Here is a 24,388-nt window from a genome sequence, read left to right as displayed (position 1 = left end):
TCCATGTGTCTATCCATCCCCTCTCAGGTAGTGCAGCTGCACCCCGAAGATAACTGCGTCACCGTCGATACACTGGGGGTGCAGCGGCGCGTCAGCTGCATGCTGCTCGAAGAGCCCCTCAACCTTGGCGACTATGTGCTGCTTCATATCGGCTTTGTGATGAGCAAGATTGATGAAGAGGAGGCGCAGGCCAGCCTGGAGAGCTTCCGCCAGATGGTGGCCCTGATGCCCGATCAGGATATCTTGCCATGCTGACCTTGAATGACCTGTTTCAGGGCTTTCGTCAGCCCGACGTCATCCGCGCCCTCGCCGCCCAGATCACCGAACTGGCCAAATTACTCCCCGAACCGCTGCGGGTGATGGAGGTGTGCGGCGGCCATACCCACACCATCATGAAATACGGCCTGCCCCAGTTGCTGCCGGCCAGCATAGAGTTCGTCCACGGCCCCGGCTGCCCGGTCTGCATCATGCCCAAAGAGCGGATCGATCAGGCCATCGAGCTGGCCCGCCAACCCAACGTCATTCTGGTCACCCTGGGTGACATGATCCGGGTGCCGGGCTCCAAAGGCACGCTGGCCCAGCAGCGGGCCAAGGGGAGCGATATCCGCCCCGTCTATGACCCCCTCGACGCCCTGCGCATCGCCAAAGAGAACCCGGAGAAAACCGTGGTCTTCTTCGCCATCGGTTTCGAAACCTCCACCCCGATGACGGCCGCGCTCTTGGCAGCAGCTGAAGAGCAAGGGGTCGATAACCTCTTGTTTCATATCAACCATGTGCTGGTGCCCCCCGCCATTCACGCTGTGATGGCCGACGGAGTGGCCAAGGTGAACGCCTTTATCGGCCCCTCTCACGTCAGCGTCATCACAGGCGCCGATATCTACCTGCCCATCGTCGATCGCTATCAGGTGCCTGTGGTGGTGAGCGGCTTCGAGCCGGTGGATGTGATGGAGGCACTGCTGATGATGGTGCGCCAGAAGGTGGAAGGCCGCTACGCCCTGGAGGTGCAATACAGCCGCGCCGTCACTGCCAGTGGCAATAAAGCCGCCCAGCGGCTGGTCGAGCGCTTTTTCGAGACCCGCGAGCATTTTCGCTGGCGAGGTCTGGGGGATATCAATGCCTCCGCCCTGCGCCTGCGGGATGCCTTTGCCAAGCGCGATGCGGAGCGTCACTTCCAACTTGATCAGACCCCCATCGATGACCACAAGGCGTGCCAGTGCGCCGATATTCTGCGCGGGCTGGCCAAGCCCAATCAGTGCAAAGTCTTTGGCCGGGGCTGCACCCCGACCCAGCCCATGGGCAGCTGCATGGTCAGCTCCGAGGGGGCCTGCAATGCCTACTACCGATATATGGGGATCCAGGAACAATGAGAGAAATCCAACTTAGCCACGGCGGCGGTGGCGTCGAGATGAATCAGCTGATCAACCAGCTCTTCTTTCGCCACTTTGGTAACGAGATCCTGCTGCGCGGTGAAGATGCCGCCCTGCTGCCGGTAAGCGGGCCCGTCGCCTTCACCACCGACAGCTTTACCGTCTCGCCGCTCTTCTTCGAGGGGGGCGATATCGGCAAACTGGCCATCGCCGGCACGGTCAATGATCTCGCCATGATGGGGGCCAAGCCCGAGTATCTGAGCGCCAGCTTTATCATCGAGGAGGGGTTCCCCTACGCCGATCTCACTCGCATCGTCGAGTCGATGGCCGCGGAGCTTGCCAAGAGCGGCGCCCGCATCGTCTGTGGCGACACCAAGGTGGTGCCCAAGGGGGCCGCCGACAAGATCTTTATCAACACCAGCGGGGTCGGCACCTTCCCGCTGCCCGAACAGAGCCGGGGCATCTCGGTGCGCAACCTCAAGGCCGGTGACACCATTCTGGTCTCACGGGATATCGGCAGCCACGGCGCCTGCATCCTGATAGCCCGCGATGCCCTGCAGCTGGGCTCGGATCTGAAAAGCGACTGCACCACCCTCTGGCCGCAGGTAGAAGCGCTGCTGAAGGCAGGTATTACCCCTCACGCCCTGCGCGATGCCACCCGCGGTGGCCTCGCCGCCGTGCTGAATGAATGGAGCACTGCCTCCCAAGTGGCCATCGAGCTGGAGGAGTCCGCCATTCCGGTGTGCGATCCGGTGCGTGGCCTGTGCGAGCTCTACGGCTTCGAGCCCCATGATCTCGCCAACGAGGGGACCATGGTGCTGGCCCTGCCTGCCGAACAGGCGCAGGACGCACTGGGCATCTTGCAGCAATTCAACCCCGCAGCCAGCCAGATCGGTGTGGTGCAAGCGAGCGAGCGTCACAAGGTGATCCTCAATAACCCCTGGGGCAGCCGCCGTTATCTGGAGCTGCCCCAGGGGGAACTGCTGCCGCGGATCTGTTGATCGGCCATGCCGTTCACCCAATTAAAGGGAGGAGTCACTGCTCCTCCCCATATCGGTTAAGGAGCCACCATGCACGAAATGTCTCTGGCCATGGCCGCCATCGATCTGGCGGCCGAACAGGCCACCCAGCGGGGCTTTAACAAGGTGACCGCCCTCTGGCTCGAGGTCGGCAGCTTCTCCTGCGTTGACCCGGACACCATTGCCTTCTGTTTCGAGGCTGCCGCCAAGGGCACCGCCGTCGAAGGGGCCCAGCTCCACTTTCAGCACCAGGCGGCAGAGACCTGGTGTTACGACTGCAACAAGACGGTCACCCTCACCGAGCGCGGGCAGGCCTGTCCCGAGTGTGGCGGATACAAATTACGCGTCGCGCAGGGGAACAGCCTGCGCATCACCGACATCGAGGTAAGTTGATATGTGTAGCGTATGCGGATGCGGCCAGGCGCGGATCGCCGGCCATGAAGATGAACACGACCATGCCCCCCCCCACGCTCATGAGCACCATGAGCACCATGAGCACCATGAGCACGGCCATCATCATACTCATGAGGCTCATCACCAACATTCCCATGAGCAGAGCGCGCCGCGCACCCTGATTATTCACCACCACTATCACCATCAGGGAGATGTCCATCACCACTACCACGGTGTACGGGCCCCCGCAGGTGCAGAGGGTCATGATCACCCTCACGAGCAGCACCATGATCATCCCCACGACAACCATCATGATCATGTCCACTCTCATGACCACGGCCATTCCCACGCGCATCCCCATGATCACAGCCATGACCATGACCATGACCATGACCATGACCATCAGCAGGGTGATCTGCACTACGGCAAAGGGGAAGCGGGATTGTCGGTCCCCGGCATGGGGCAGCGCCAGCTGATCGCCATCGAGATGGACGTGCTGGCCAAGAACAACGCGCTGGCGGCCCACAACCGCGAGCACTTCGACGAGGCGGCCCAGCTGGTGCTTAACCTGGTGTCGAGCCCGGGTTCAGGCAAGACCACCTTGCTGTGTGAAACCCTGCGCCAGCTGGCTGACAAGCGCCCCTGCGCCGTGATCGAAGGGGATCAGCAGACCAGCGCCGATGCAGATCGCATCCGTGTCACCGGCGTCCCTGCCGTGCAGATCAACACCGGCAAGGGGTGCCATCTGGACGCCAAAATGGTCCACGACGCCTGCCACCAGCTGCCCGCCAATGAAGGGGGCATCCTCTTTATCGAGAACGTGGGTAATCTGGTCTGCCCCGCCAGCTTCGATCTCGGCGAGAAGTACAAGGTGGCGATCCTCTCCGTCACCGAAGGGGAAGAGAAGCCCCTCAAGTACCCGGACATGTTTGCCGCTGCCCAGCTGATGGTGATCAACAAGATCGATCTGCTGCCCTACGTCAGCTTTGACGTGGCCCGCTGCATCGAGAACGCCAAACGGGTCAACCCCTATATTCAGGTGATCCAGGTCAGCGCCACCACGGGTGAAGGGATGGATGCCTGGCTCAACTGGCTGGCCACGGCCTGAACCGGTTAAACGCCACTGATAACTGTGGGTAACAAAAGAGGGAGGCTGATGCCTCCCTCTCTTTTATTGTGCTGACTGCGCCCCCAGCCCTCAGGCCACATTGCAAACCATCGGCTCCTGCTCTGCTGGCTCCTCACCAAAGCGCAGCACCCGATGACAGATCTGGCGCAGCAGCGCCTGTTGGTGGCTAAAAATCAGGATGCCGAGCCCACGCTGCTCGCTCTCGCGCATCAACTCCAGCCAGAGCTGGCGCTGGATTTGCGGATCCAACTGGGCAGCCACCTCATCGGCGACAAGCAACCGGGTGCGGGGATCGAGGGCGCGCAGCAGCGCGATGCGGGCCAGCTCGCCACCGGAGAGCTGGCCGGGTTTACGACTGAGCCACGCAGGTTTGACCATAAAGCGAGCCAGCATGGCGTCATCGGGGCGCCATACATCCCACAGCGCCTGCCCTGTGGTGCGATAGGGATTGAAGGTGAGTTCCGGGTGCTGGGGCACCAGCTGGATGGGGTTATAGCCTTTAACCTGTTCAGGCACCGGCTGCCCATCCAGCCGCATTTCCCCGCTTCCCCGAACCGGTTGCCAACCCGCCAATACCCGCCCCAGCGTGGTCTTGCCATAACCACTCGGGGCAGAGATACCGAGCCGTTCGCCCGCTTTCACCGTCAGCGACAACCCCTGCCAGAGGGGGCGTTCTCCCTGGGCAATGGTGAGATCCCGTACTTCAAACATCCGCTGACCTCCAGGGTAACCGGGGTAACAAAGAGTGAATGGCGCTGCGGCCAGGCCTGACATTGAATACCAGCCATTGCATATCTGCCACGCAGCGGACTATCCGTTTCAGAGATGAAAACATCAGGAAACCTCCGGCACAGAGAAGAGCGTGTTGAACTCCGGCAGCGCCTGCCAGTGGGCACGGAGCATCTCGCTCCCCTGCCCCTGGCGCAGATGGTGGCAGCTCAAGGTATCGCTCACCTGCCCCTGATGCAGCGCCACGATGCGATCGGCAAAACGGGCCGCCAGCGCCAGATCGTGAGTGACCCAGAGGATACCGCTGCCCTGATTGGCCAATTCGCGCAATTGGCTGAGCAACAGGCAGGCCAGCTCCTCGTCGAGCCAGGCGGTGATCTCGTCCGCCAGAATGTAGCGGGCGCCGCCGAGCGCCGCGGTGCAGGCCAGAATGCGCTTTGCCATGCCGCCGGAGAGCTGGCGCGGATAGCTGTCCAGAGTGGCAGCGGGCAGCTGGTAGCGCAGCAGTTGCTCGCCGAGCCGCTCGCGAGAACCGTTCTGGCCACACAGACGCGCCGCCCGGCCAAGCTGGCGCTCCACCGTCAGCAGCGGATTGAGGGCGCTCACCCCCTGCGGCACATAGCAGAGGGTGTGGCCGCGCAGACGGGCCCGGCTGGCGTCGCACAGGGGCGTGCCATCAAGGGAGAGTGTGCCGCGCATCCGCAGGTTGTCCGGCAGCAGAGTCAGGGCGCTTTGCAGCAGCAGGCTCTTTCCCTCGCCGCTCCCCCCCACCAGCGCCACTATTTCCCCCGGCGCCAGTTGCAAGCTGATATCGGTCAGCAATGGCTGCCAGCTGCGCCGCCCCAGCCAGGAATAGTGGGCAGCCTCTATGGTCACATGGTCAAAACTCAACATGGTTCACTCCTGTGCCACAGCAGCTGTTGCAGGGCACGGGTAGCCTGATCAAACAGCAGTACCAGCAGCAGCAACATCAGGCCCGGGAAGAGCGCCAGCCACCAGCCGCCACCGGCCAGATAACGCAACGCATCTGCCAGCAGCAGGCCAAGGGAGGCCTCGTGGGCCGCCAGACCAAAGCCGAGAAAACTCAAGGCCGCGCTGTGCAGCACCGCATGGGGAAACATCAGCAAGGTGCCGATAAACCACTGGGGCAACAACCCCGGCAGCAGGTGGGTGCGCCAGCGACGCAGCGCCCCCATCCCCTGACAGCGGGCCAGCACCATGTAGTCGCTGCAGGCGATCCGCCGCGCTTCAGCGCAGAGAATGAGCGCCAGCTTGGGCCAGTGGGTGAGCGCCACCGCCAGGATCACCCCGCGTATGCCGCCCCCCACGGTAAAGCAGATCAGGATCAGCAGCAGCATATGGGGCAGCGCCAGCATGGCGTCAATGAGCAGCCGCACCGCCGCATCACATCTGGGGTGAATGAGCGACACGCTTGCCGCCACCATGGCCAGCAGACCACTGCACAGCGCCGTGCTGATGCCGAGCTCCAGACTGGTGAGGGTGCCCTGAAAAGCCCGCAGCCAGAGATCCCGCCCCATCTGATCGGTCCCGAACCAGTGGACCAGCGATGGAGCCTGCTGACGGGCCAGCAGATCCATGGGCACATCCTGAGCCGACAAGCTCCAGCCGTAGGCGGCCAGCAGCGCCAATCCTATCAGCGCCACGCCGAGGCGCACTATGGAGGGAAACGGATTAAACAGCATGTTCACCCTCCCAGCCCCGATTGATGCGCGCCAGCAGCAGACTGGCCACCGTATTGCCAATAAAGACCAGCAGGGTGCAAAAAAGCACTATGCCCATCAACAGGGGGATATCCCCCCTCAGCCCCGCATCCACGGTCGCCTGCCCGAGCCCCGGATAAGAGAAAACTTTCTCCGCCAACAGCGACCCGCCAATCAACTCACCGAGGGAGGCAAACTGCAGGCAGAGCGCCGGAGTCAGGGCGTGGCGCAGCACGTGAAAACGCAGCATGGGCCAGCCGCCATCCCCCTGGGCGCGGGCATAGCGGATAAAGTCGCTCTCCAGCACCTCGGCCACCCGCCCCCGGGTATGGAGGGCAATGTTGCCCACCCCGAGCAGTGCCAGTGTGGTGACCGGCAGCAGCAGATGGCGCAATCGCATCAGCCAGTCAGCCTCATCGGCAGAGAGGCCCGGCGTCCAGGCGCAGCAGACCGGCAATAGTGGCCAGTGCACCGCAAACAGGGCGAGCAGCAAGAGGCCAACCCAGAAGGTGGGCAGGGAGGCGAGCAGGTAGGCAAAACGGCAAATAAGACGATCAGGCCAGCGGTTGAGATAGCGACCGGCGCACAGTCCCAGCAGGATGCCGAAAAAGCCGGAGAGCAGCCAGGCCCCCGCCAGCAGCAGGAAGGAGGCGGCAAAGCGGCTGCCGACCACCTGAGCCACAGGCGCGTTGTAGAGCATGGAGTAGCCGAGATCCCCCTGCAGCACCTGGGTAAACCAGTGCCAGTAGCGCAGCCAGAGCGGCTGATCCAGCCCCCAGCGAGCGGCAATACGGGCGTACTGTTCCGGAGGCACATGGAGCAGATCATTGCCGATATAGGCCTTGATGGGATCAATGGGGGAGTAGCTGAGCAGCACAAAGGTGGCGACAGAGACCAGACACAAGAGCCCTGCCAGACGCAGCAGGGCTTTTAGCAACAGATAACCGGAATGACTCAAGGTCGAACTTAGCGGCACGTCCACCGCCAGTCAGAGAGGTTGTTGAGCAGGGACCAGCTACCGTGAATTTCCGGCGCCCCCTTGCCAAGGTCGATGCAGCGGTTGGCCAGATACGTGTGCTGCACATTGAGCAGCCAAGCCCAGGCGGCATCCCCCTGCACCCCGGCGCCTGTCTTGCCATCCCACTCCACCTGCTGCCAGAACGGCACCGCCGCCTGCCAGTTCGGGGCATCCAGCGCCTGCTTGAGGTGGCCATCCACCACAGGGTTGCTGTAATAGCCCGGGTTGTAGAACTCAACGCCGCCCGAACCACTCTGGTAGTGGTGATAGAGCTCCATGGGATCCAGACTCCCCCACCCCATCAACACCGGGTTGGCGTGCATCTCGCGCTCGACCTGCTCCCAGCTGCCGGATTTGAGGCTCACGTCGAGGCCAATAGGTTTGAGCATGGCCCGCACCGCTTCCGCCAGATCCCGGCGGGTACTGTCGCCACTGGTGTACCAGAGAGTAAAGGCGGCGCGTAGATCGCCCTTGTGGCGAATGCCATCGCTGCCCATCTTCCAGCCCGCTTCGTCGAGCAAGGCGTTGGCATGGGCGGTATCGCCGTCCTTGAAGGCGGTGGCTTTGTTCAGCCAGGGCAAGCCTTCCACCGCGCTGTAAGCAGGGATGGCGTGCCCTTCCAGCAGCTGGTCGGCCAGCAGCTTGCGGTCGATGGCATAGTTGATGGCGCGGCGCACCGCCACATCGGCGGTCACATCGTTGCCGACGGGATAACCCTTGGCATCCTTGCCGCCCGCAGGGGGGATCGGGAAGACGATGCCACGGTTCTCCACGCTCGGCCGAACCCACAGCTTGAGTGAAGCAGGCACAGTGGGCGCCAGCGACGGGGGAATGCGCACCAGATCGAGCTGGCTGCTCTGGGCGGCGGCATAGGCGCTCTCTTCATCGATAAAGACAAACACCAGCCGTTTGAAATCATTGTTGCCACCGGCGTAATGGGGGTTCGCTTCCACCACCAGTTGCTGACCGGGCAGGAAGCTCACCAGCTGGTAAGGGCCTGCGCCGACAGGCTTTTGGGCGTACGTCTTGGCGTTGTAATCGTGCTTTGACACTATCCCCAAGGATCCCAGCACATTGACGAAGGTGCTCTGGGGGGCGCTCAAGACGATGGCGACCTCGGTGGGCGAGACCACTTTGGCCGAGACAAAGTTGCCCATGTCGATCTTGCCGCCGCCCTTGGCTGCGCTCTTGTAGGTAAAGGCCACATCCTCGGCGGTCAGGGGCGCACCGTTGGAGAATTTCAGATCGGGCTTGAGGGTGATAAGCCACCCCTTGCCATCCTGGTTCGGGGTCACCGCTTGGGTGAGCACATTCTGCCAGCTGAGATCGGCGTTCTGCTTGAGCAGCGGGCTGTGCAGCAGCAGGTAGCTGCCGTGACTCCAGCCCAGCAAGGGGTCAAACCCTTCGGTGGGTTCGGCGCCAATGGCGAGTTTGAGTTCGGCAGGCACAGGTTGGGCAGCCAGTACGGAATGAGAGAGTCCGCTTGAGAACAGGGCCAGCAAAGTGGCCGCGACGACAGGCACACCCTTGCGGTGGCCATGGCATTGAATGGTCATAAGATTCCTTGTTCGTTTGTACCACTCACCTCGAAAAAAAACGTCAAACGAAGAAGCGAGTGAGGGGCCAAAACGGGCCCCTATTCTAAACTTGATTTCGCGTGAAACCTAGCGGCTATGCCGGTTGGCCACGACGAGCACCAAACAGCCGTCTGCGCCCCAGATCCACGCCGACGGCACCTTGATGCAGCGGCAAGGAGTGCAGCATCTTGAGGGTGCTGCTCACCAGCGAGCGCCCCTGCTCGGCCCCGAGATGGGGATCGAGCGGCGACATCAGAGAGCAGGCCAGCAGCTGTCCCGTCTCGGGCAATTCACCCACCATAAAGGTCATGTTGCCGCAGGGGAGCTGCAGAGCGAGCCGATCGCTGCTGCTGCGCACCGGCCACCGTTGATCCGGCCCCGGCAGCACCACCAGGCTCAGCATCCAGGGGGTGAGCACGCAGCCGAGCCACTGCTCTTCAAACAACACGCACTCCGCCACTATGGGCATGGTGGCGTGATAGAAGGGCAGCCCTTGCATTTCTTCGCGGGCGATCCGCTCGTACTGGGCTACCAGCAGGGGCGCGGGATTGCTGGCAAAACCGGCAAACTCCTGTACGGCATCAACCTCGCTTAAATGGGACTGCGCCATAAACCCTCCTGCTCTTGTTTTGCCTTTTCCTGTTCGGAAAGCGGCATTGCGGGGGCGCCAACGCTGGCCAGCAGGGTCAAAATCCGATCCTTCGCCTCCCCCATCGCGGCCGCCACTAGCGGGGTGAGGCCGATGCGGGGTTCGAGGGATTCAGGCTCTATGCCGATCAGGGTGAGCCGCTTTGGCGACTCCCCCGTCATGTGCAGCGCCGAGAGCACGTCCGCCAGCCCCAGCTGGTGCGGGGAGATCTTGCGGCCAAACAGGGTCGGGATCTCCTCATCCTTCAGGGTCACCACTGTGCCCGGCGGGTTACCGCTGCGCACTGCGTCCGCCAGTATGATGTGGTCACGACTGGCCATGGCTTCCAGCAGCTCCATGCCGGCGGTGCCGCCGTCCAGCAGCTCGATGCCGGGGGCGAAACGGTATTCGCGCCCCAGCGCCTCGACGAGGCGTACTCCCACCGCCTCGTCGCTCAAGAGCAGGTTGCCCACTCCCAGGATCAGGGTGTTCATCACAGCACCTTCACCTGAGTCACTTCGCCATTCTGGGTATCCACCACGTGCACCGCGCAGGACATGCAGGGGTCGAACGAGTGGATGGTGCGCACCACTTCCAGCGGTTTGGCGGGATCCGCCACCGGCGTGCCCACCAGTGCCTGCTCGTAAGGGCCGGGCTCGTCATTGAAGTTGCGCGGACCCGAGTTCCAGGTCGAGGGCACCACCGCCTGATAGTTGGCGATCTTGCCCTCCTTGATGACGATCCAGTGAGAGAGCATGCCGCGCGGCGCCTCTTCAAAACCCACCCCGCGAAACTCCTTGTCCGCCGGGATCTCGGCCTTGATGTAGGCGGTGAAATCCCCCTTGCCGATGTTGTCGATGAGCGCCTTCCACTGGTGCGCCAGGGTGTCTTTCAGCACGCAGCAGCGCACCGCGCGGCCGATAATGCGCCCCATGGTGGAGTGCAGCTGTTCGGTCTTGATGGCAGAGCCGGTGAGTGCCTTGTAGATGCCGTTCAGCTGATCGAAGTGCGCCACCGTCTCCGGGTGCTTGGCAGCCAGTTTCACCAAGAGGTCTGCGAGCGGTCCCACCTCCACCACCTTGCCGTAGAAGGTAGGGGATTTGACCCAGGAGTATTTGCCATCATCCTGCCAGCCGGTGTAGTTGGGTTCGGTCTTGCCCTCCCAGGGCTTGAGAGGCTCATCATCCTTGTACCAGGCGTGCTTGTTGCTCTCGGCAATGCCGTCCATCAGCCAGGCATCCTGATGGCTCTCGATGGGGCGATAACCCGCAAGATTGCCATTCTCGATATAGCCGCCCGGCATCAGGAAGCTGCCTCCGTCGGCGTCGGTGGGGAGTTCGGGCACGCTCAGATAGTGCTTGGCCCCCTGCCCCAGCGCCAGCCACTCAGGGTAGTGAGCGGCTATGATGGCGGCATCTACCTTGTAGACCTGCTCGATGAACTCGCCGAGCCGGTCAATAAAGCTCTTCACATAGAGCAGCCGTTCCAGGTTGAGCACGCTTGGCGCATCCAGGTTGATGGGGTTGGCCACCCCGCCCACCGCCAGGTTCTGGATGTGGGGCGTCTTGCCACCCAGGATGGCGACGATGCGGTTGGCATCGCGCTGGCACTCCAGCGCCTGCAGGTAGTGGGCCACTGCGATGAGGTTCACCTCCGGGCTCAGCTTCATGGCCTTGTGACCCCAGTAGCCGTTGGCAAAGATGCCGAGCTGACCGCTCGCCACCAAAGCGCGGATCTTGTCCTGCACCTTGGTCAGCTCGTCGGCACTGTTGAGAGACCAGGTAGAGACCCCCTTGAGGATATCCGCCGCCTTCTGCGGATTGGCCTGCAGCGCGGCTGTGATGTCCACCCAGTCCAGCGCCGAGAGCTGGTAGAAGTGGACTATGTGATCGTGGATGTTGTGGGCCGCGATAATGAGGTTGCGGATGTACTGGGCATTGACCGGCACCTTGGCGCCGATGGCGTTCTCCACCGCCCGCACCGAAGCGATGGCGTGAATGGAGGTACATACCCCGCAGATCCGCTGCACTATCATCCAGGCATCGCGCGGGTCGTTGCCCTTGACGATCTCCTCCATACCGCGCCACATGGTGCCGGACGACCAGGCCTTGGTGACTATGCCGCCTTCGATCTCGCAGTCGATACGCAGGTGCCCCTCAATGCGGGTGATGGGGTCTATGGTGATACGTTGGCTCATACGTTGGCTTTCCCTCGGGCCTGATAATCTTGGTGAACACGTTCAAGTGATGGCAGTACCGGCAAGAGCCGGATCAACAGCAAATAGGCACACACCTCGATGGCGACGAAGCCCAGGGAGATCAGCACCTCCTCCGCGGAGGGGAAGTAGTGGTAGCCATTGCCGGGGTTGAAGGCGAGCAGGGAGTAATCCAGTCGCCAGAGGGCCGCGCCCAGCAGCATGCTGAGGGCGCCCAGGAACAACATGCGCGAATCCCGGCGGCTCTTGTCCCAGTGGAACACCAGCAGCGGGAAGAGCATCAGCGCAATCTCGCTCCAGAACATGACGGCGTAGCGATTGAACTCGGAGAGATAGGCCGACTTGTCGTTGATGACGATCTCGGCAAAGCGCAGCGCCACAAACAGGATCAGGAAGATGTCGATCACCTGGGTCAGCTTGTAGAAGAGCGACTTCTCGTTGGGACCCCGCCCCGCCAGCCCCGCCTGCACCAAAGAGCCCTCGAACACTACGATGGAGAAACCCATGATGAAGGCGGTCAGCAAGGAGAAGACAGGCAGCAGCTCGTAGCTTTGCCAGAGCGGATGTATCTTCTCCCCCGCCACTATCATCAGAGAGCCCATGGAGGACTGGTGCATGGTGGGCAGCAGCGCCCCCAGCGCCAGCACGAAGAACATGATCTTGTTGAGGCGAATGAGTGACGCCTTCCAGCCAAACTTTTCCAGCAGCACGGGCGCGAACTCCAGCGCCATCACCCCGATATAGATGGTCATGCAGACCGCCGTCTCGAACAGCACCGAGGAGGTGTTGAAGTGGCCGGGCAGGTAGAAGTACGGCAGGTTCCAGTAACGCCCCACGTCGATGGTGATGGAGAGGCCCCCCAGCGAATAGCCGAACAGACTGGCCAAGAGCGCCGGTCGCACCAGGGGGTGATACTCGCCCCGGTTGAACACGTAAACCGCCCAGGCCAATGCCCAGCCGCCACAGGCGAAACCGGTGCCGATCAGCAGGTCAAAGGAGATCCAGAGCCCCCAGGGATAACCCCCGTTGAGATCGGTGACCGAGCCCAGCCCGAAGAAGAGGCGTTTGAGGATCAGCATGCCGCACAGCACGGCAAAGGGGGCCAGCACCAGCACAGGCCAGCTGACCAGCTTGCCGCCGAGCGGATACGCCTTGTGATTACTCATGATCCTTGCCTCCCTTTTCATGGCCCTGCTTGCCCGAGCCCTGATCATGGCCATCGCCTTGATGGTGATCGTGACCGTTCTTCTTGCTGTTGCGACGAATGAGCACGGAGAGGCCGGTCAGCACCACCATGGGCAGCACCATCCCCTTATAGAGGGTGTGCTGGATATGCTCGGAACGAGCACCGGAGGAGAGCTCCGGCAGGTCAGGCATGTCGAGCTTGGTGTAGGGCACCCCGGCCAGTACCAGCACCTGGGTACCGCCCCCCTCCTTCTCGCCATAGACGTAAGGCTGGTAGCTCGGCACCTCATGTAGGTAAGGGTCGTTGGCGGTAAGGGTCTGGCGCGGATAGGCGTATTCGCTGCCGGGGCTCGCCAGCAGGCGGCGCTTGGCCTCGGCCATCAGATCCTCGCGGGTGCCAAAAATCACGGCGCCGGTCGGGCACACCTCGACACAGCCGGGCAGCTTGCCCTGGCTGATCCGCTCAAGCCCTTTCTGGTTACAGAGTTCGCACTTGTGGATCGCCCCCAAGGGGTTGTCGTAGTCATATTTGGGCACATCGAACGGGCAGCCCACCATGCAATAGCGGCAACCGGTGCAGACGCTCGGGTCATAGTGGACTATGCCGGTCTTGGGATCTTTTGTAAGAGCCTGCACCGGACAGACCGAGACGCAGTTGGGATCGACGCAGTGCATGCACTGCTTCTTGATGTAGGCATAGCCATCCACCAGCTGATCCTTATGCTCACCCGTGCCGCTCTTCCACACCTGAATGATGTTGTTGGTGTAGGGCGTCAGCTTGTCGTTGGTGGACCAGGTCTGTGCTCCCTCCGGATTGGACGGGTTGCCATTCAAACGCTGGCACTCCGCCACGCAGGCCTGACAGCCGACGCAGAGGGTGGAGTCGTAGAGCATGCCGAGCGACCCGGGAATGGGCGGCTTGTTCTTGGCCGCCGCCAGTGCGGTGCCGGGCACGCCGGCCCCTGCCGCCAGTGCACTGGCGGAGGCAAATTTGAGGAAATTGCGTCTATTCACGGTCATTCCTCCCGTGATGGGTGCTGCCCGGCTTCGTGGCGCTTCTGCTGGCGACCGAGTTCACGCACCGTCATCAGGCTCACCCCCACCAGCACCCCGAGGGCCCCTCCGATGAGACCCGTGGCTGTGGGCGAGGTATAGCCCCCCTCCTGGATCTTCACATCGGGTTTATCCACCCGCGGGGTCGGGTTCTCGACCTTGGCCAACTGGAAGATCCCCTTGCTGAAACCCACCCCCTGCTCGTTGCAGCCATAACAGGGGTGGCCGATGCCGACCGGCCAGATGCCGCCGCCCACATCGCAGAACTCCAGGGTCGAGCAGTTGCCGTAGGTCTCTGGTCCCTTGCAGCCCAGATGGTAGAGGCACCAGCCCTGACGGTGGCCCTCGTCACCAAACTCCTTGGCAAAACGGCCAGCGTCGAAGTGCGGACGACGTTCGCAGTTCTCATGGATAAGGCGCTCATAGGCAAACAGCGGGCGCTTCTTGCTATCCAGCGCCGGCAGCTTGCCGTAGGTGATGTAGTAGGCGACCGTGGTGAGGAAGTTGTGGGGGTTGGGCGGGCAGCCGGGAATATTGATGATGGGGGTGCCGATATTGCCGAGGGCCTCTTCGAGGCTGACGGCACCGGTCGGGTTGCCACCGCTGGCAGGCACGCCACCCCAGGCAGAGCAGGAGCCGATGGCGATGACGGCGGCAGCATCCGCCGCGGCGCGTCGAATATGGTCGACGATGGGCTCACCGGCCACCATGCAGTAGACGCCGCCATCTTTGAGCGGAATGGAGCCATCCACCACCAGCACGTACTTGCCTTTATAACGCTTGATGGCGTTGTGCTTGTTCTCTTCCGCCTGATGACCAAAGGCCGCCGAGAGCACCTCGTGATACTCCAGCGAAATGGTGTTGAGGATCAGGTTTTCGATGGTGGGGTGGGTGGCGCGCAACAGCGACTCGGTGCAACCTGTGCACTCCTGCGCCCCAATCCAGATCACCGGCGGTCGTTCGGGGCTGGTGAGCGCAGCAGCCATCTTGGCCACGGCATTCTGGCTTAGACCCAGGGTTGCGGCCATCCCGGCGCACAATTTCATAAAGTCACGGCGATTAATTCCATGAGCCGATAAAAAATTATCCTCGACCATTCTTCTTATTCCCGTTAGTGAGCACTTGTTTGATAAATGCTTAATGACGGAAATGCTAAGGACTCCCCTCTCCTCACGTGTTGATCTTTATCAAGCCACAGGGCATTACCAAAATATAAAACCCATCACCATTAATCAAAAAAACCATATGTAGCAAACTCTTAACTCTTCCTGCACCGGCTTACACAAATACCTACAAGGGGGTAATTAATACTGAAATTGAATTAACAACATTAAAATTACACGTTAATTCTCGATGCTAAATATTCAGAGCGGATACCTGATCACACAAATTATCCCATGCAGGTGTTACTGACACTGAGTAATCCCGGTGAAAATAAACACCGCTACCAGATACACCTTTATTTAATGTAAATGAAATATTAATGAAGCGAACGGAGGTACCAATAAGACACGCTATCATATGGCCAGGTATTTAATCGACAGGCATGAGAAGCTGACACGAAGAGCCTCAAAAGGGTCGTCCACTTGCTGCACAGGCTCCTCCAATGACGACAGCGTATCATAAGCACGCCAACCAATGACTCATACGAGAGCCTTCATCATTGCCTCGGAGGCCCTGCTTGTGCATATTGCCCTGTTCCAAATACCAGCGACATATCATCGCTCATCAACACAGGGTTTCTCGTATCAGGCATACAGAGATAATGGAAAAAAGGGGGGAAACCACTGTGGATTTTTCTCTTGTCGCTATGTCCCCTTGCGATCCTCCGGGAGCAATTCGTTTCCTGGCTGCAGACAGAAATAATTCCCCGACAAGAAAACGCGATAGAAATCACCAGCCAAAAAACATTGGCAGATGAAAATGCCATGATTTTGGCAAAAAACGATTATTCATCATACACTATTTACCATTACAAGCACGACTGGTAACATAATTAAAACATAAGCAGGTGTATGTGCTAACAGCGTGGTGACCATGCCCCTACAAAGTTGCTACCTGTATTGAAGCAGTTCACCATGGAGGGCTCAGACAAACTGGCCGATATTTTATATCCATATACCAGTGAGGGTTTATTTGTAAATAGGTATTAGCTCGTCAGTACATGGCTGAATATAAAGATAATACCTATGCCAATTAGATATTAAAATGACATTGTAAATCTTTAATCGCACAAGGAGTGCGATGACTGAATGACGTTTTCCAAACACGCCATGCTTATTGTGCTGCCGGCAATATCCATCTTCATTTTCATGGAAGAAATAACCCATCATGAATACTGTTACTGCCAGCATCGATGTGGATGCACTGCACCATAATTTTGCCGTTGTGCGGCGCCATGCTCCCCACAGCAAGGTCATCGCCGTGCTCAAAGCCAACGCATATGGACATGGTCTGTTGCAAGTCGCCAATACCCTGTCTCAGGCGGATGCCTATGGGGTGGCGCGGATCGAAGAGGCGCTGGTTCTGCGGGCAAACGCCATCACCAAGCCCATTCTGGTGCTGGGTGGATTCTTCTCGGCAGAGGCACTCCCCCTGCTGGCGGCTCACGACCTACAGACCACCATTCATACCTGGGATCAGCTGGCACTGCTTGAGCAGGCCGACCTGCCGACACCGATCACCGTCTGGCTCAAGCTTGATACGGGAATGAACCGGTTGGGGCTCAGGGCGCAGGATATTCCCGCCTTTGTCGAGCGGCTGGCCAACTGCAAGAACGTGGTGCAGCCCTTTCATCTCATGACCCATTTCAGCCAGTCCGACGAGCAGGATAGCCAAGCCACCCCGCAGCAGATCGAGGAGTTCAATGCACTCACAGCACGGATGCAGGGCGAGAGGGCCATGGCTAACTCGGCGGGGATCCTGGCCTGGCCAGACTCTCGCAGCGACTGGATAAGGCCGGGTATCATGCTCTATGGCGCCTCCCCCTTTGGCGGACAGCTGGCATCCGATCATGATTTGCGTCCCGTCATGACCCTCAGGAGCCAGCTCATCGCCATCAGACCGTGCGAGCAAGGGGAGTCAGTAGGATATGGCGGCCATTGGGTGGCCCCTCGTGACACCACTCTGGGCGTGGTCGCTGTCGGCTATGGGGATGGATATCCACGCATGGCACCTCAGGGAACCCCTGTGCTCATCAATGGTCGGCGGGTCCCCATAGTGGGGCGAGTGTCCATGGACATGATCACGGTCGATCTTGGGCCCGGTGCCGGTGACAAGACGGGGGATGAGGTGATCCTGTGGGGGGATGGCCTGCCGGTGGAGCAGGTGGCAGAAAAGATAGGAACCATCCCCTATGAGCTCCTGACCCGGCTCACGTCGAGAGTCGTCATCAAACCCGCCAGCAAGCGGGGCTTGTTGACGACAGCAAGCTGATGTGGCCTGCATTGTCATCTCTCACTCGCACAATGACATACCTCCATCAGGCAGGCACTCCACCATTGAGGTGAATAAAACCGACACCATCAATTTGCCTGGCGTGTGGCTGGCATCATGACCAGCCACCTTTTGCTGTCCTGTTGCATATTCCATGCGTCGATTCACGCGCGAGTCGCTGCATGCAGCCGGCCCTGACACTCGATGTATTCATGCCTTCCCTCCCTCAGGATGCACAGATTGCCCGATTCCTCCATGCAGATGCCACGTCGCGACTGACAATATCTCCTCTGCCACAACATCAGCCGGTGCATCTTCAAGCACAAAAAAGCCCCATGGATCTCATGGGGCTTTCTCAATTCATAGCGGTACGAAAGACATGACCAAATAGCATCGCACACAAGGGGGATATCGCAGAAAAATGGCACATCTGAAAGCAAGAAACCGACCATTAGGTCGGTTTCTTTAAATATGGCGGTGAGGGAGGGATTCGAACCCTCGATACGTTGCCGTATACACACTTTCCAGGCGTGCTCCTTCAGCCACTCGGACACCTCACCAAATTTTTACTTTTTTGAAGTGGCTTTCGGAGCACACTACGTGCGCTTTTTTGCCGACTTCGTCGGTGGGCAGCCACTTGGACACCTCACCAAATTTTGGTCTGTTGATTAACGTGTTCAGCCAACACTAGGTTCGCAGCACTGTTGCGCTGGAACGGGGCGTAATTTAGGGGAAAGCCCCGCCTGCGTCAACGGCTTTTTTCGCCAAAGAAACCGTTCGCACATTTAACGCACAAATCAATGCACAGATTCGGATCCGACCTGTATTTCAGGCAGATTCAGGAAGCCGAGACGCTCGCATTCAGAGACCACTTCGTGGGTCGCGGCCGTGGTGCTTTCAACGAACAACAGGAACTGCTCCACGGAGAGGCCCACCTTGGTGAAGACGGTGTGACCGACGATGAGGCGCGGCAGGTTGTCGTCGATGATATCGAGGAACACCTTGAGCGAGGGGTATTGCATGTTGAGACGACCCAGTTCGGCCATCAGCGGCAGCAGCGCCGAAGGGCGCACTTCCAGCTCGGATGAAAACAGCAACCCTTCCTCTTCGACAAAGATCCGGCTCTCCTGAATGCCGTCGACAGACTGCAGGGAGACAATGTGGATGCCATGACACTGGTCGCAAACATAGTGCTCGATGCGAGCCTGCTGCAACCAACGCATTATCATTTCAGAGCTGGGGATATTCATCATTTCCACGACACGATAAGGATCAAGGGGCGCAGTCTAAACCAATTTTCCGGCAACCAAAAGTGCAGTGGCCGGATAAGCAGGGGCTCCGCTTCTTTTTGGCAAGCGCTATGCATATACTCAGCCCATTCTCGCACCACCTTCGCTCGACAGAAGGCCAGATGACCATCCAAGAAAAGTATCGCCTGCATCTGAAATCCCTCTCGGATGAACTGCTGACTCTGCAAAAGCCCATCCGTATTCTGGATGCCATCAAGTGGCCCCGTCATCTTCAGGCCGAGTTTCTGGCCAAGGGGGGACGAGAGTTGCCCGCCATCGGCCAGCACTTCTACGAAACCCTCCCCCTTGGCTTCGATCCACGCAACAAGTATCTGGAACTCAAGGAACTGAGGGACAGGATCCGCAGAAAGCTGGGCCCCCAGGACGATCTGGGCCGCATCCTGCAAGAAACGGTCGATCAGTACATGGTGGTGATCGAGATGCTCCGCCAGCGCGGGCAACCTGACTTTCTGCGCTACAGCCAATTGCTCTATGGCTCCGCCAGCGACCACCTGCGAGGCGATCGCAAGACCCTCAAGGAGCTGGGTGCCCGTCTGTGCGATATCTTCTCCCTGCCCGGCGCCCGTCATCTGGTGCGCCCCTATCCCAAGGAGTTTGAAGGGGAAGCGGCGGTCGCCAAGCTGCAGGGAAAGCTGTCGAGCTACTTCAGCGAGGGGACTGTGCAGGTCAAGTTGAGCGATGGCATTGTCTCGGATGCCGCCGCCGGCGGGGATTACATCAAGCTCAGCTCCCACGCCCGCTTCTCCGAGCTGGATCTGCAAGTGCTGGAAGTACACGAAGGCTGGGTCCACGTGGGCACGACCTTGAACGGCCGCCAGCAACCCTACGCCACCTGGCTCAGTGCCGGCTCGCCGCGGATCACCGCTTGTCAGGAGGGGCTGGCAGTATTGATTGAAACCCTCACCTTCAGCTCCTTTCCGGATCGGGCCAAGCGTATCTCGGACAGGGTGATGGCCATCGACATGGCGGAGCATGGCGCCGACTTTGTCGAAGTGTTCCAGCACTTTGTGAAACAAGGCACCAGCGAGCACGATGCCTACAAGATCACCCAGCGGGTATTTCGCGGCGGCATGGTCGAAGGGGGGGCCTGCTTTACCAAGGATCTCTCCTACGTGCGTGGCTACGTGGAAACGGTCAACTTCATTCGCAGCGCCGTGCTGGAAGGAGTACCTGAAATCCTGCCCATGCTGTTCGTCGGCAAGGTGACGCTGGATGACATTCCCGTGCTCTATCAGCACTATCTGGAGGGCTTGATCGACGCCCCCCGCTATCTGCCCCCCATGTTTCGCGACCTCACCGGACTCTATGTCTGGTTTGGTTTCGCCTCCGGCATGTCTCTGGTGGACATAGGCCGGGTACAGCACCATTTTCGCCAACTGTTTCACCGCCTGCCGGTGGCCGACCCCATCATAGCGCCGGTGGATATAGAGATAGACTGAGCCGCGGGCGGCAACAAAAAAGGCGCCATAGAGGCGCCCTTGCTGTCATTCCTATCAGACTATTTATATGCCCGCCCGGCCAGATAGTGCTTGCGGCACAGGGACACATAACGATCGTTGCCGCCTATCTCCACCTGCACCCCATCGCGCATCACCTGCCCGGCTTCGCTCACCCGTGAGTTCATGTGGGCCTTGTTGCCACACCAGCAGATGCTTTTGAGCTCCTCAAACTTGTCAGCGAGGCATAGCAGATGGTAGGAGCCGGGGAACAGCTCCCCCCGAAAGTCGGTCTTCAGGCCATAGGCGATCACCGGAATATCCTGCTCATCGACGATGCGGGCCAGCTGGTAGACCTGTTCGCGGGTCAGAAACTGGGCCTCATCGACGATGAACACATCGATGCGTTTTACTGCATGGCGCGCCTTGACCATGTCGAACAGATCGCAGGTATCACTGAACACCTCCACCTTCAACTCCAATCCAACCCGGGCACTGATCACCCCGGCGCCGAAGCGATCGTCGATGGCCGGTGTCATGGCCAGGGGCTGCATGCCACGCTCCAGATAATTGAAGTGGGCCTGGATGAGCTGGGTGGATTTGCCTGAATTCATGGTGGCAAATTTGTAGTGCAGTGAAGCCATTATGCTGTTCCGAAACTGAATTTATGGGGCGCATGCTAACCAAAGCCCCGGACAAAACCAAGGGGCCCATGGGCCCCTTGCTCTTCAAGTGTGTTTTTTGTGCGTTATGCGGTGGCCAGCGCCGGCCGTGTTTTCGCTTTGCGCAGGTGATAAGTGGTAAACACCACGAACCAGAGCGCACTGACGCTAAAGCCCGCCAGCACGGAATGCATCAACCCCATGGCCAGGTAGCCGAGCGCGGCACCAAAGGCGATGGTCAGCGCATAGGGCAGCTGGGTCATGACGTGATCGATATGATGGCAACCGGCACCCGTGGCCGACAATATGCTGGTACTGGAGATGGGCGAGCTGTGATCACCGAACACTGAGCCTGCGAGTACGGCGGCCAGCATAGGCAACATCAGGCTGATGTCACTGGCGGCCGCCATGTCACCGGCCAGGGGCAACATGATGCCGAAGGTGCCCCAGCTGGTACCGGTGGCAAATGCCATGGCGCAGGAGAGGATAAACACCACAGCAGGCAGCACTTCGATCGGCAGGTTGCCGTTCGCCAGGGAAGCCAGATATTTGCCAGTTTCCACATCCCGCACCACAGAGCCGATAGCCCAGGCAAACAGCAGAATAGTGATCGCCGGCAGCATGGCCATCACCCCTTGGGGCGCGGCCTTGATCCAGTTCTTGGCACCCAGCTTGAGGCGCAGCGCCAGGCCGATGGAAACCACCAGGCTGCACAGGGCACCGTAAACCAGAGAGGAGCCGACATTGGTGTTCTCGAACGAACCGAGCACGCTGAAGGGCAGCCCCTTCTCGCTCAGCACGGAAGCCCCTGAGTCAATCATGAAGTAGACGGTTGCGGCGGTCAGCGTCAGGATCGGCAGCACCATGTCAATCATGCCGCCATTGCTCTCCTCCGGGCTCTCCATATCCAGACCGATGGGACGGCCCTTGGATTCATCCCACAGCTTGCCTTCCAGCGCCCACTGCTCATGTTGACGCATGGGGCCGATATCGAACTGAAACGCGATCACCACCAGCACCATGATCAGGGTGAACACGGCGTAGAGGTTCATCGGGATCATCTCGACAAACGCAGCAATCGGGCTCTGCTCGGTCAGACCGTGCGCCGCCATGATGCCGCCTACCAGGGCGATAATGTAGGCGCCCCAGGAGGAGATGGGCATGAGCACACAGACGGGGGCCGCAGTGGAGTCGAGCAGATAGGCCAGCTTGGCGCGGGAGATCTGGAAGCGATCCGTCACCGGACGGCAGATGGCTCCCACCGACAGACTGTGAAAGAAGTCATCAATAAAGAAGGCAAACACCATCATGCCGGTGAGCGCCTTGGCCCCCTTGCGGGTCTTGGCACGGCGCTCGGCCCACTCGGCAAAGGCGCGGGTGGCGCCGGAGACGCTCATCAAGCTGATGAGGCCACCCAACAGCAGCATGAACAGTATCATGTTGACGTTGTCACGATTGAGCGCGCCATCGACCCAGAAGATCTTGAGCACTGTGTTCAAGATGTAATGCAGGGAATCGAGGGGAGAAAACTGATTGAGCAGCAGGCTGCCGGTCAGGATCCCCGCCCCCAGCGACAGCAGGACGCGGCGGGTCAGGATCGCCAGGGCGACGGCCAACAAGGGGGGAACGACAGACCAACCTGAGTCGGCGTACTGAATGATGTCCATGATCTCTTTGCACCTAAAGACAGCAGGTGGAGATCTACCGAGAGGATAAAGAAACAAAACCCATGGGGAGGTTATACTCCTCAGCCCCTTCAGGTAGCGCTCCATAGTGGATGACTATGGCAGTCCTGCACCTGTTCGATGCAGAACCAGCAGCCCGGTATGATGGCCTGGCTACTTCGGCGCTGACTCCTTTCCTTGTGCATCACAGGCATCACCCTCCGCACAAGTAGTCATAGGCAGCGCGCCTCTACTTAAAGGTATTCGGGGCACATTTTATCGTGCTGGCACGTTATGGCAAGTTTTTTGATTAAATCCCCACGTTGGCCATTTTAAAATGGGGAAAAGGTAGTCAAATGGTGCAAACATTTTGGTTTTGTCGCTATTTTCACCTGCTTGGAACTCAGTCGGGTATGACGTATTCAATATTACTGAATCCAGTCTGAACTCAAAACAGTTCACTTATTTTGCACGCTGAATTTATTATTTTGCTTATCTTGACTTAATAGCAAGCTGGCGTATAAATTACCCAAAATTACTCTTTTCATTTAATTCCCTCCTTTGCTCGCGTGGTGGACACTATGAACGAATTTTTGAAAGTACTGCTGAATATCCGTAGCTTGCGCGCAGCGTGCCGTGAGTTGACTCTGGAACAATTGGAAGAAGGCTTGGAAAAACTCTCCGCTATTGTTGCCGAACGTCAGCAGGATGAAGCCGCCGATCGTCAGGCCCGTGAAGAACATCAGCGCAAAATTAACGAATATACCGAAATGCTGAAAGCCGCTGGCATTGATCCTGCCGAGCTGGTTGGCACAGTGGCTAACGAGCCAGCCAAGGCTGCGAAAAAAGGCAAGCGTGCCCCACGCCCTGCCAAATACCGCTATCTGGATAATGGTGTTGAAAAGACCTGGACCGGTCAGGGCCGTATGCCTTCCGCGATTGCCAAGGCCGTTGCCGAAGGCAAATCCATCGAGGAATTTGCCATCTGATTGGCAAATCACCGACCAATAAAAAACCTCGCACTGCGAGGTTTTTTATTGCCTGATATAACGCCATCAGCCCCGTTCGGCCGCCTTGACCCAGAGCACTTCCGGCGTCCCGGTGCAGGCCAGCAGGTAGCGGGCTATGGTGAAGAACCAGTCACTCAGCCGGTTTACATAGGGCAGTATGGCCGGATTGATCTGCTCTGCACGGCTCAAACTCAGCAGCAGGCGCTCACAGCGACGGGTCAGGGTTCGCACCACGTGAGCTTGTGACGCAGCACGGGAACCACTCGGCAAAATGAAATTGCGCAACAGGGGTAAATTGGCGCTGTAGGCATCGATTTGCTGCTCAAGGCGCAAGGTCCATTCGTTATTTACCTGCCAGATGGCCTCATGCTGGCCATCGCTGGAAAAAGCCAACTCCCCACCCAAATCGAACAACTCTTGCTGCAATAATACCAGATCGGCTAATAAACCGGTTTCAGCTGCGGGCACCTCCGCAATGAGCAGACCTATATGAGAATTCAATTCATCGATATAGCCATAGGTTTCTACCCGCAGCTCATCCTTGGCCAATTGCACACCATCGGCCAGTCGGGTCATGCCTTTATCGCCCTGCCTCGTATATATCCTCATACCGACATCCTGTTAATAATGGGAACAATCATGGATTCGAGCCCGTTCAGCTTGATTTCATAGGCAAGGGCCAGCGTTTGACCCAGCGCACCGGCAGGAAAACCGGTGCGCGCCATCCACACCAGATAGGGCTCCGGAATATCGATGATCCGCCGCCCCTGATATTTGCCGTAAGGCATTTTGTTGGCCAAGGTGAGCAGCACACGCTCGTCGGATAACCACTCCATA

At 59.3% G+C, this 24,388-nt stretch carries 24 protein-coding genes, 1 tRNA gene, 1 pseudogene and 1 riboswitch; of the genes and pseudogenes, 8 read left to right on the top strand and 18 right to left on the bottom strand.

The annotated features are described in order from the left end of the window. Positions 1-3 precede the first annotated feature (3 nt). The 4 genes from ONZ54_RS09975 to hypA all read left to right on the top strand — a co-directional run bounded on the left by ONZ54_RS09975 (position 4) and on the right by hypA (position 2,779). A complete protein-coding gene (locus ONZ54_RS09975) occupies positions 4-255 on the top strand; it encodes a HypC/HybG/HupF family hydrogenase formation chaperone (protein ID WP_042871412.1) in 252 nt (83 codons plus the stop codon). After that, positions 249-1,367 carry a hydrogenase formation protein HypD gene (gene hypD, locus ONZ54_RS09970; RefSeq protein WP_271788044.1) on the top strand — a complete coding sequence of 373 codons (1,119 nt, stop codon included), beginning with the start codon at positions 249-251 and terminating at the stop codon, positions 1,365-1,367. Before ONZ54_RS09975 ends, hypD begins: the two co-directional genes overlap by 7 nt. Further along, the gene (hypE, locus tag ONZ54_RS09965; RefSeq protein WP_271788043.1) at positions 1,364-2,368 is read left to right on the top strand and encodes a hydrogenase expression/formation protein HypE; all 1,005 of its coding nucleotides are present in this window, start codon (positions 1,364-1,366) and stop codon (positions 2,366-2,368) included. Before hypD ends, hypE begins: the two co-directional genes overlap by 4 nt. A 69-nt stretch (positions 2,369-2,437) precedes the next feature. After that, a complete protein-coding gene (hypA, locus tag ONZ54_RS09960) occupies positions 2,438-2,779 on the top strand; it encodes a hydrogenase maturation nickel metallochaperone HypA (RefSeq protein WP_271788042.1) in 342 nt (113 codons plus the stop codon). On the opposite strand, the gene ONZ54_RS23250 is transcribed toward hypA, so the two are convergent. Then, positions 2,757-3,200, bottom strand: coding sequence for a hypothetical protein (locus ONZ54_RS23250; protein ID WP_271788268.1), 444 nt, complete (start codon positions 3,198-3,200; stop codon positions 2,757-2,759). The genes hypA and ONZ54_RS23250 overlap by 23 nt on opposite strands. Here ONZ54_RS23250 and hypB point away from each other — a divergent pair. Beyond that, a pseudogene (gene hypB, locus ONZ54_RS09950) lies at positions 3,117-3,887 on the top strand (hydrogenase nickel incorporation protein HypB); the annotation flags it as partial. The gene ONZ54_RS23250 and the pseudogene hypB overlap by 84 nt on opposite strands. Before the next feature lie 90 nt (positions 3,888-3,977). Here the strand turns inward: hypB and ONZ54_RS09945 are convergent. The 11 genes from ONZ54_RS09945 to hybO form a co-directional block, all read right to left on the bottom strand. Continuing rightward, a complete protein-coding gene (locus tag ONZ54_RS09945; protein WP_271788041.1) occupies positions 3,978-4,619 on the bottom strand; it encodes an ATP-binding cassette domain-containing protein in 642 nt (213 codons plus the stop codon). Between the two features lie 123 nt (positions 4,620-4,742). Then, positions 4,743-5,531: an ATP-binding cassette domain-containing protein gene (locus ONZ54_RS09940; protein WP_219615597.1), complete on the bottom strand. Its 789-nt coding sequence runs from the start codon at positions 5,529-5,531 to the stop codon at positions 4,743-4,745. After that, positions 5,525-6,340 (bottom strand): ABC transporter permease, encoded by an 816-nt coding sequence (locus ONZ54_RS09935; protein ID WP_271788040.1) that lies wholly within the window; start codon positions 6,338-6,340, stop codon positions 5,525-5,527. The genes ONZ54_RS09940 and ONZ54_RS09935 overlap by 7 nt, the downstream gene beginning before the upstream one ends. After that, positions 6,330-7,340, bottom strand: a complete 1,011-nt coding sequence (locus ONZ54_RS09930) for an ABC transporter permease (RefSeq protein WP_271788039.1) — start codon at positions 7,338-7,340, stop codon at positions 6,330-6,332. The genes ONZ54_RS09935 and ONZ54_RS09930 overlap by 11 nt, the downstream gene beginning before the upstream one ends. After that, the gene (locus ONZ54_RS09925; RefSeq protein ID WP_271788038.1) at positions 7,325-8,932 is read right to left on the bottom strand and encodes an ABC transporter substrate-binding protein; all 1,608 of its coding nucleotides are present in this window, start codon (positions 8,930-8,932) and stop codon (positions 7,325-7,327) included. Before ONZ54_RS09925 ends, ONZ54_RS09930 begins: the two co-directional genes overlap by 16 nt. 115 nt (positions 8,933-9,047) lie before the next feature. Beyond that, positions 9,048-9,563, bottom strand: coding sequence for a hydrogenase-2 assembly chaperone (gene hybE / locus ONZ54_RS09920; protein WP_271788037.1), 516 nt, complete (start codon positions 9,561-9,563; stop codon positions 9,048-9,050). Further along, on the bottom strand, positions 9,545-10,075 hold the full coding sequence (locus tag ONZ54_RS09915; RefSeq protein WP_059168084.1) for a HyaD/HybD family hydrogenase maturation endopeptidase: 531 nt from the start codon (positions 10,073-10,075) through the stop codon (positions 9,545-9,547). The genes hybE and ONZ54_RS09915 overlap by 19 nt, the downstream gene beginning before the upstream one ends. Beyond that, positions 10,075-11,778 carry a hydrogenase 2 large subunit gene (hybC, locus tag ONZ54_RS09910; protein ID WP_271788036.1) on the bottom strand — a complete coding sequence of 568 codons (1,704 nt, stop codon included), beginning with the start codon at positions 11,776-11,778 and terminating at the stop codon, positions 10,075-10,077. The genes ONZ54_RS09915 and hybC overlap by 1 nt, the downstream gene beginning before the upstream one ends. Beyond that, positions 11,775-12,962 (bottom strand): Ni/Fe-hydrogenase cytochrome b subunit, encoded by a 1,188-nt coding sequence (gene hybB / locus ONZ54_RS09905; RefSeq protein ID WP_005315106.1) that lies wholly within the window; start codon positions 12,960-12,962, stop codon positions 11,775-11,777. Before hybB ends, hybC begins: the two co-directional genes overlap by 4 nt. Next, complete coding sequence (hybA, locus tag ONZ54_RS09900; protein WP_271788035.1) at positions 12,955-14,001, bottom strand: hydrogenase 2 operon protein HybA; 1,047 nt, start codon at positions 13,999-14,001, stop codon at positions 12,955-12,957. The genes hybB and hybA overlap by 8 nt, the downstream gene beginning before the upstream one ends. Then, positions 13,998-15,131: a hydrogenase 2 small subunit gene (gene hybO / locus ONZ54_RS09895; protein WP_125608912.1), complete on the bottom strand. Its 1,134-nt coding sequence runs from the start codon at positions 15,129-15,131 to the stop codon at positions 13,998-14,000. Before hybO ends, hybA begins: the two co-directional genes overlap by 4 nt. A gap of 1,234 nt (positions 15,132-16,365) precedes the next feature. Here hybO and alr point away from each other — a divergent pair. Continuing rightward, the gene (alr, locus tag ONZ54_RS09890) at positions 16,366-17,469 is read left to right on the top strand and encodes an alanine racemase (RefSeq protein ID WP_271788034.1); all 1,104 of its coding nucleotides are present in this window, start codon (positions 16,366-16,368) and stop codon (positions 17,467-17,469) included. Positions 17,470-17,941: 472 nt separating this feature from the next. Here the strand turns inward: alr and ONZ54_RS09885 are convergent. Both ONZ54_RS09885 and ONZ54_RS09880 read right to left on the bottom strand, forming a co-directional pair. Further along, a tRNA-Ser gene (locus tag ONZ54_RS09885) sits at positions 17,942-18,029 on the bottom strand. A gap of 237 nt (positions 18,030-18,266) precedes the next feature. Then, positions 18,267-18,722 (bottom strand): type III secretion system chaperone family protein, encoded by a 456-nt coding sequence (locus ONZ54_RS09880; RefSeq protein WP_271788033.1) that lies wholly within the window; start codon positions 18,720-18,722, stop codon positions 18,267-18,269. Positions 18,723-18,880: 158 nt separating this feature from the next. Between ONZ54_RS09880 and ONZ54_RS09875 the strand changes: the two genes are divergently transcribed. Continuing rightward, positions 18,881-20,218, top strand: a complete 1,338-nt coding sequence (locus ONZ54_RS09875; protein ID WP_005315095.1) for a flavohemoglobin expression-modulating QEGLA motif protein — start codon at positions 18,881-18,883, stop codon at positions 20,216-20,218. A 59-nt stretch (positions 20,219-20,277) separates the two neighbouring features. On the opposite strand, the gene ONZ54_RS09870 is transcribed toward ONZ54_RS09875, so the two are convergent. Both ONZ54_RS09870 and ONZ54_RS09865 read right to left on the bottom strand, forming a co-directional pair. Continuing rightward, positions 20,278-20,859, bottom strand: a complete 582-nt coding sequence (locus tag ONZ54_RS09870; protein WP_265468089.1) for a thymidine kinase — start codon at positions 20,857-20,859, stop codon at positions 20,278-20,280. A 104-nt stretch (positions 20,860-20,963) separates the two neighbouring features. Continuing rightward, positions 20,964-22,544 carry a Na+/H+ antiporter NhaC family protein gene (locus tag ONZ54_RS09865; protein ID WP_005315093.1) on the bottom strand — a complete coding sequence of 527 codons (1,581 nt, stop codon included), beginning with the start codon at positions 22,542-22,544 and terminating at the stop codon, positions 20,964-20,966. A gap of 86 nt (positions 22,545-22,630) precedes the next feature. Then, positions 22,631-22,802: riboswitch (Lysine riboswitch) on the bottom strand. Between the two features lie 320 nt (positions 22,803-23,122). Here ONZ54_RS09865 and ONZ54_RS09860 point away from each other — a divergent pair. Continuing rightward, a complete protein-coding gene (locus ONZ54_RS09860) occupies positions 23,123-23,530 on the top strand; it encodes an H-NS family histone-like protein (protein WP_058394089.1) in 408 nt (135 codons plus the stop codon). 66 nt (positions 23,531-23,596) lie between these two features. Here the strand turns inward: ONZ54_RS09860 and ONZ54_RS09855 are convergent, their stop codons facing one another. Together ONZ54_RS09855 and ONZ54_RS09850 are read right to left on the bottom strand one after the other, a co-directional pair. Further along, the gene (locus tag ONZ54_RS09855) at positions 23,597-24,160 is read right to left on the bottom strand and encodes a cob(I)yrinic acid a,c-diamide adenosyltransferase (RefSeq protein ID WP_011898638.1); all 564 of its coding nucleotides are present in this window, start codon (positions 24,158-24,160) and stop codon (positions 23,597-23,599) included. Then, positions 24,157-24,387: a DUF3820 family protein gene (locus ONZ54_RS09850; protein WP_005315061.1), complete on the bottom strand. Its 231-nt coding sequence runs from the start codon at positions 24,385-24,387 to the stop codon at positions 24,157-24,159. The genes ONZ54_RS09855 and ONZ54_RS09850 overlap by 4 nt, the downstream gene beginning before the upstream one ends. Between the last annotated feature and the right edge of the window lies 1 nt (position 24,388).

The organism is Aeromonas salmonicida (assembly GCF_028355655.1).
Lineage (GTDB): Bacteria > Pseudomonadota > Gammaproteobacteria > Enterobacterales > Aeromonadaceae > Aeromonas > Aeromonas salmonicida.
This window is presented reverse-complemented; position numbering and strand designations above follow the sequence as displayed.

Bases quoted from the DNA above. Each gene is read 5' to 3' on its own strand.
- ONZ54_RS09915 (WP_059168084.1), bottom strand. From the start codon at position 10,075: ATGAACACCCTGATCCTGGGAGTGGGCAACCTGCTCTTGAGCGACGAG.
- ONZ54_RS09875 (WP_005315095.1), top strand. From the start codon at position 18,881: ATGACCATCCAAGAAAAGTATCGCCTGCATCTGAAATCCCTCTCGGAT.
- hypE (WP_271788043.1), top strand. From the start codon at position 1,364: ATGAGAGAAATCCAACTTAGCCACGGCGGCGGTGGCGTCGAGATGAAT.
- ONZ54_RS09945 (WP_271788041.1), bottom strand. From the start codon at position 4,619: ATGTTTGAAGTACGGGATCTCACCATTGCCCAGGGAGAACGCCCCCTC.
- ONZ54_RS09880 (WP_271788033.1), bottom strand. From the start codon at position 18,722: ATGATGAATATCCCCAGCTCTGAAATGATAATGCGTTGGTTGCAGCAG.
- ONZ54_RS09865 (WP_005315093.1), bottom strand. From the start codon at position 22,544: ATGGACATCATTCAGTACGCCGACTCAGGTTGGTCTGTCGTTCCCCCC.
- ONZ54_RS09860 (WP_058394089.1), top strand. From the start codon at position 23,123: ATGAACGAATTTTTGAAAGTACTGCTGAATATCCGTAGCTTGCGCGCA.
- hypD (WP_271788044.1), top strand. From the start codon at position 249: ATGCTGACCTTGAATGACCTGTTTCAGGGCTTTCGTCAGCCCGACGTC.
- hybC (WP_271788036.1), bottom strand. From the start codon at position 11,778: ATGAGCCAACGTATCACCATAGACCCCATCACCCGCATTGAGGGGCAC.
- hybB (WP_005315106.1), bottom strand. From the start codon at position 12,962: ATGAGTAATCACAAGGCGTATCCGCTCGGCGGCAAGCTGGTCAGCTGG.
- hybO (WP_125608912.1), bottom strand. From the start codon at position 15,131: ATGGTCGAGGATAATTTTTTATCGGCTCATGGAATTAATCGCCGTGAC.
- hypA (WP_271788042.1), top strand. From the start codon at position 2,438: ATGCACGAAATGTCTCTGGCCATGGCCGCCATCGATCTGGCGGCCGAA.
- hybA (WP_271788035.1), bottom strand. From the start codon at position 14,001: ATGACCGTGAATAGACGCAATTTCCTCAAATTTGCCTCCGCCAGTGCA.
- ONZ54_RS09850 (WP_005315061.1), bottom strand. From the start codon at position 24,387: ATGGAGTGGTTATCCGACGAGCGTGTGCTGCTCACCTTGGCCAACAAA.
- ONZ54_RS09940 (WP_219615597.1), bottom strand. From the start codon at position 5,531: ATGTTGAGTTTTGACCATGTGACCATAGAGGCTGCCCACTATTCCTGG.
- ONZ54_RS09870 (WP_265468089.1), bottom strand. From the start codon at position 20,859: ATGGCTTCACTGCACTACAAATTTGCCACCATGAATTCAGGCAAATCC.
- ONZ54_RS09855 (WP_011898638.1), bottom strand. From the start codon at position 24,160: ATGAGGATATATACGAGGCAGGGCGATAAAGGCATGACCCGACTGGCC.
- ONZ54_RS09975 (WP_042871412.1), top strand. From the start codon at position 4: ATGTGTCTATCCATCCCCTCTCAGGTAGTGCAGCTGCACCCCGAAGAT.
- ONZ54_RS09935 (WP_271788040.1), bottom strand. From the start codon at position 6,340: ATGCTGTTTAATCCGTTTCCCTCCATAGTGCGCCTCGGCGTGGCGCTG.
- ONZ54_RS09925 (WP_271788038.1), bottom strand. From the start codon at position 8,932: ATGACCATTCAATGCCATGGCCACCGCAAGGGTGTGCCTGTCGTCGCG.
- hybE (WP_271788037.1), bottom strand. From the start codon at position 9,563: ATGGCGCAGTCCCATTTAAGCGAGGTTGATGCCGTACAGGAGTTTGCC.
- alr (WP_271788034.1), top strand. From the start codon at position 16,366: ATGAATACTGTTACTGCCAGCATCGATGTGGATGCACTGCACCATAAT.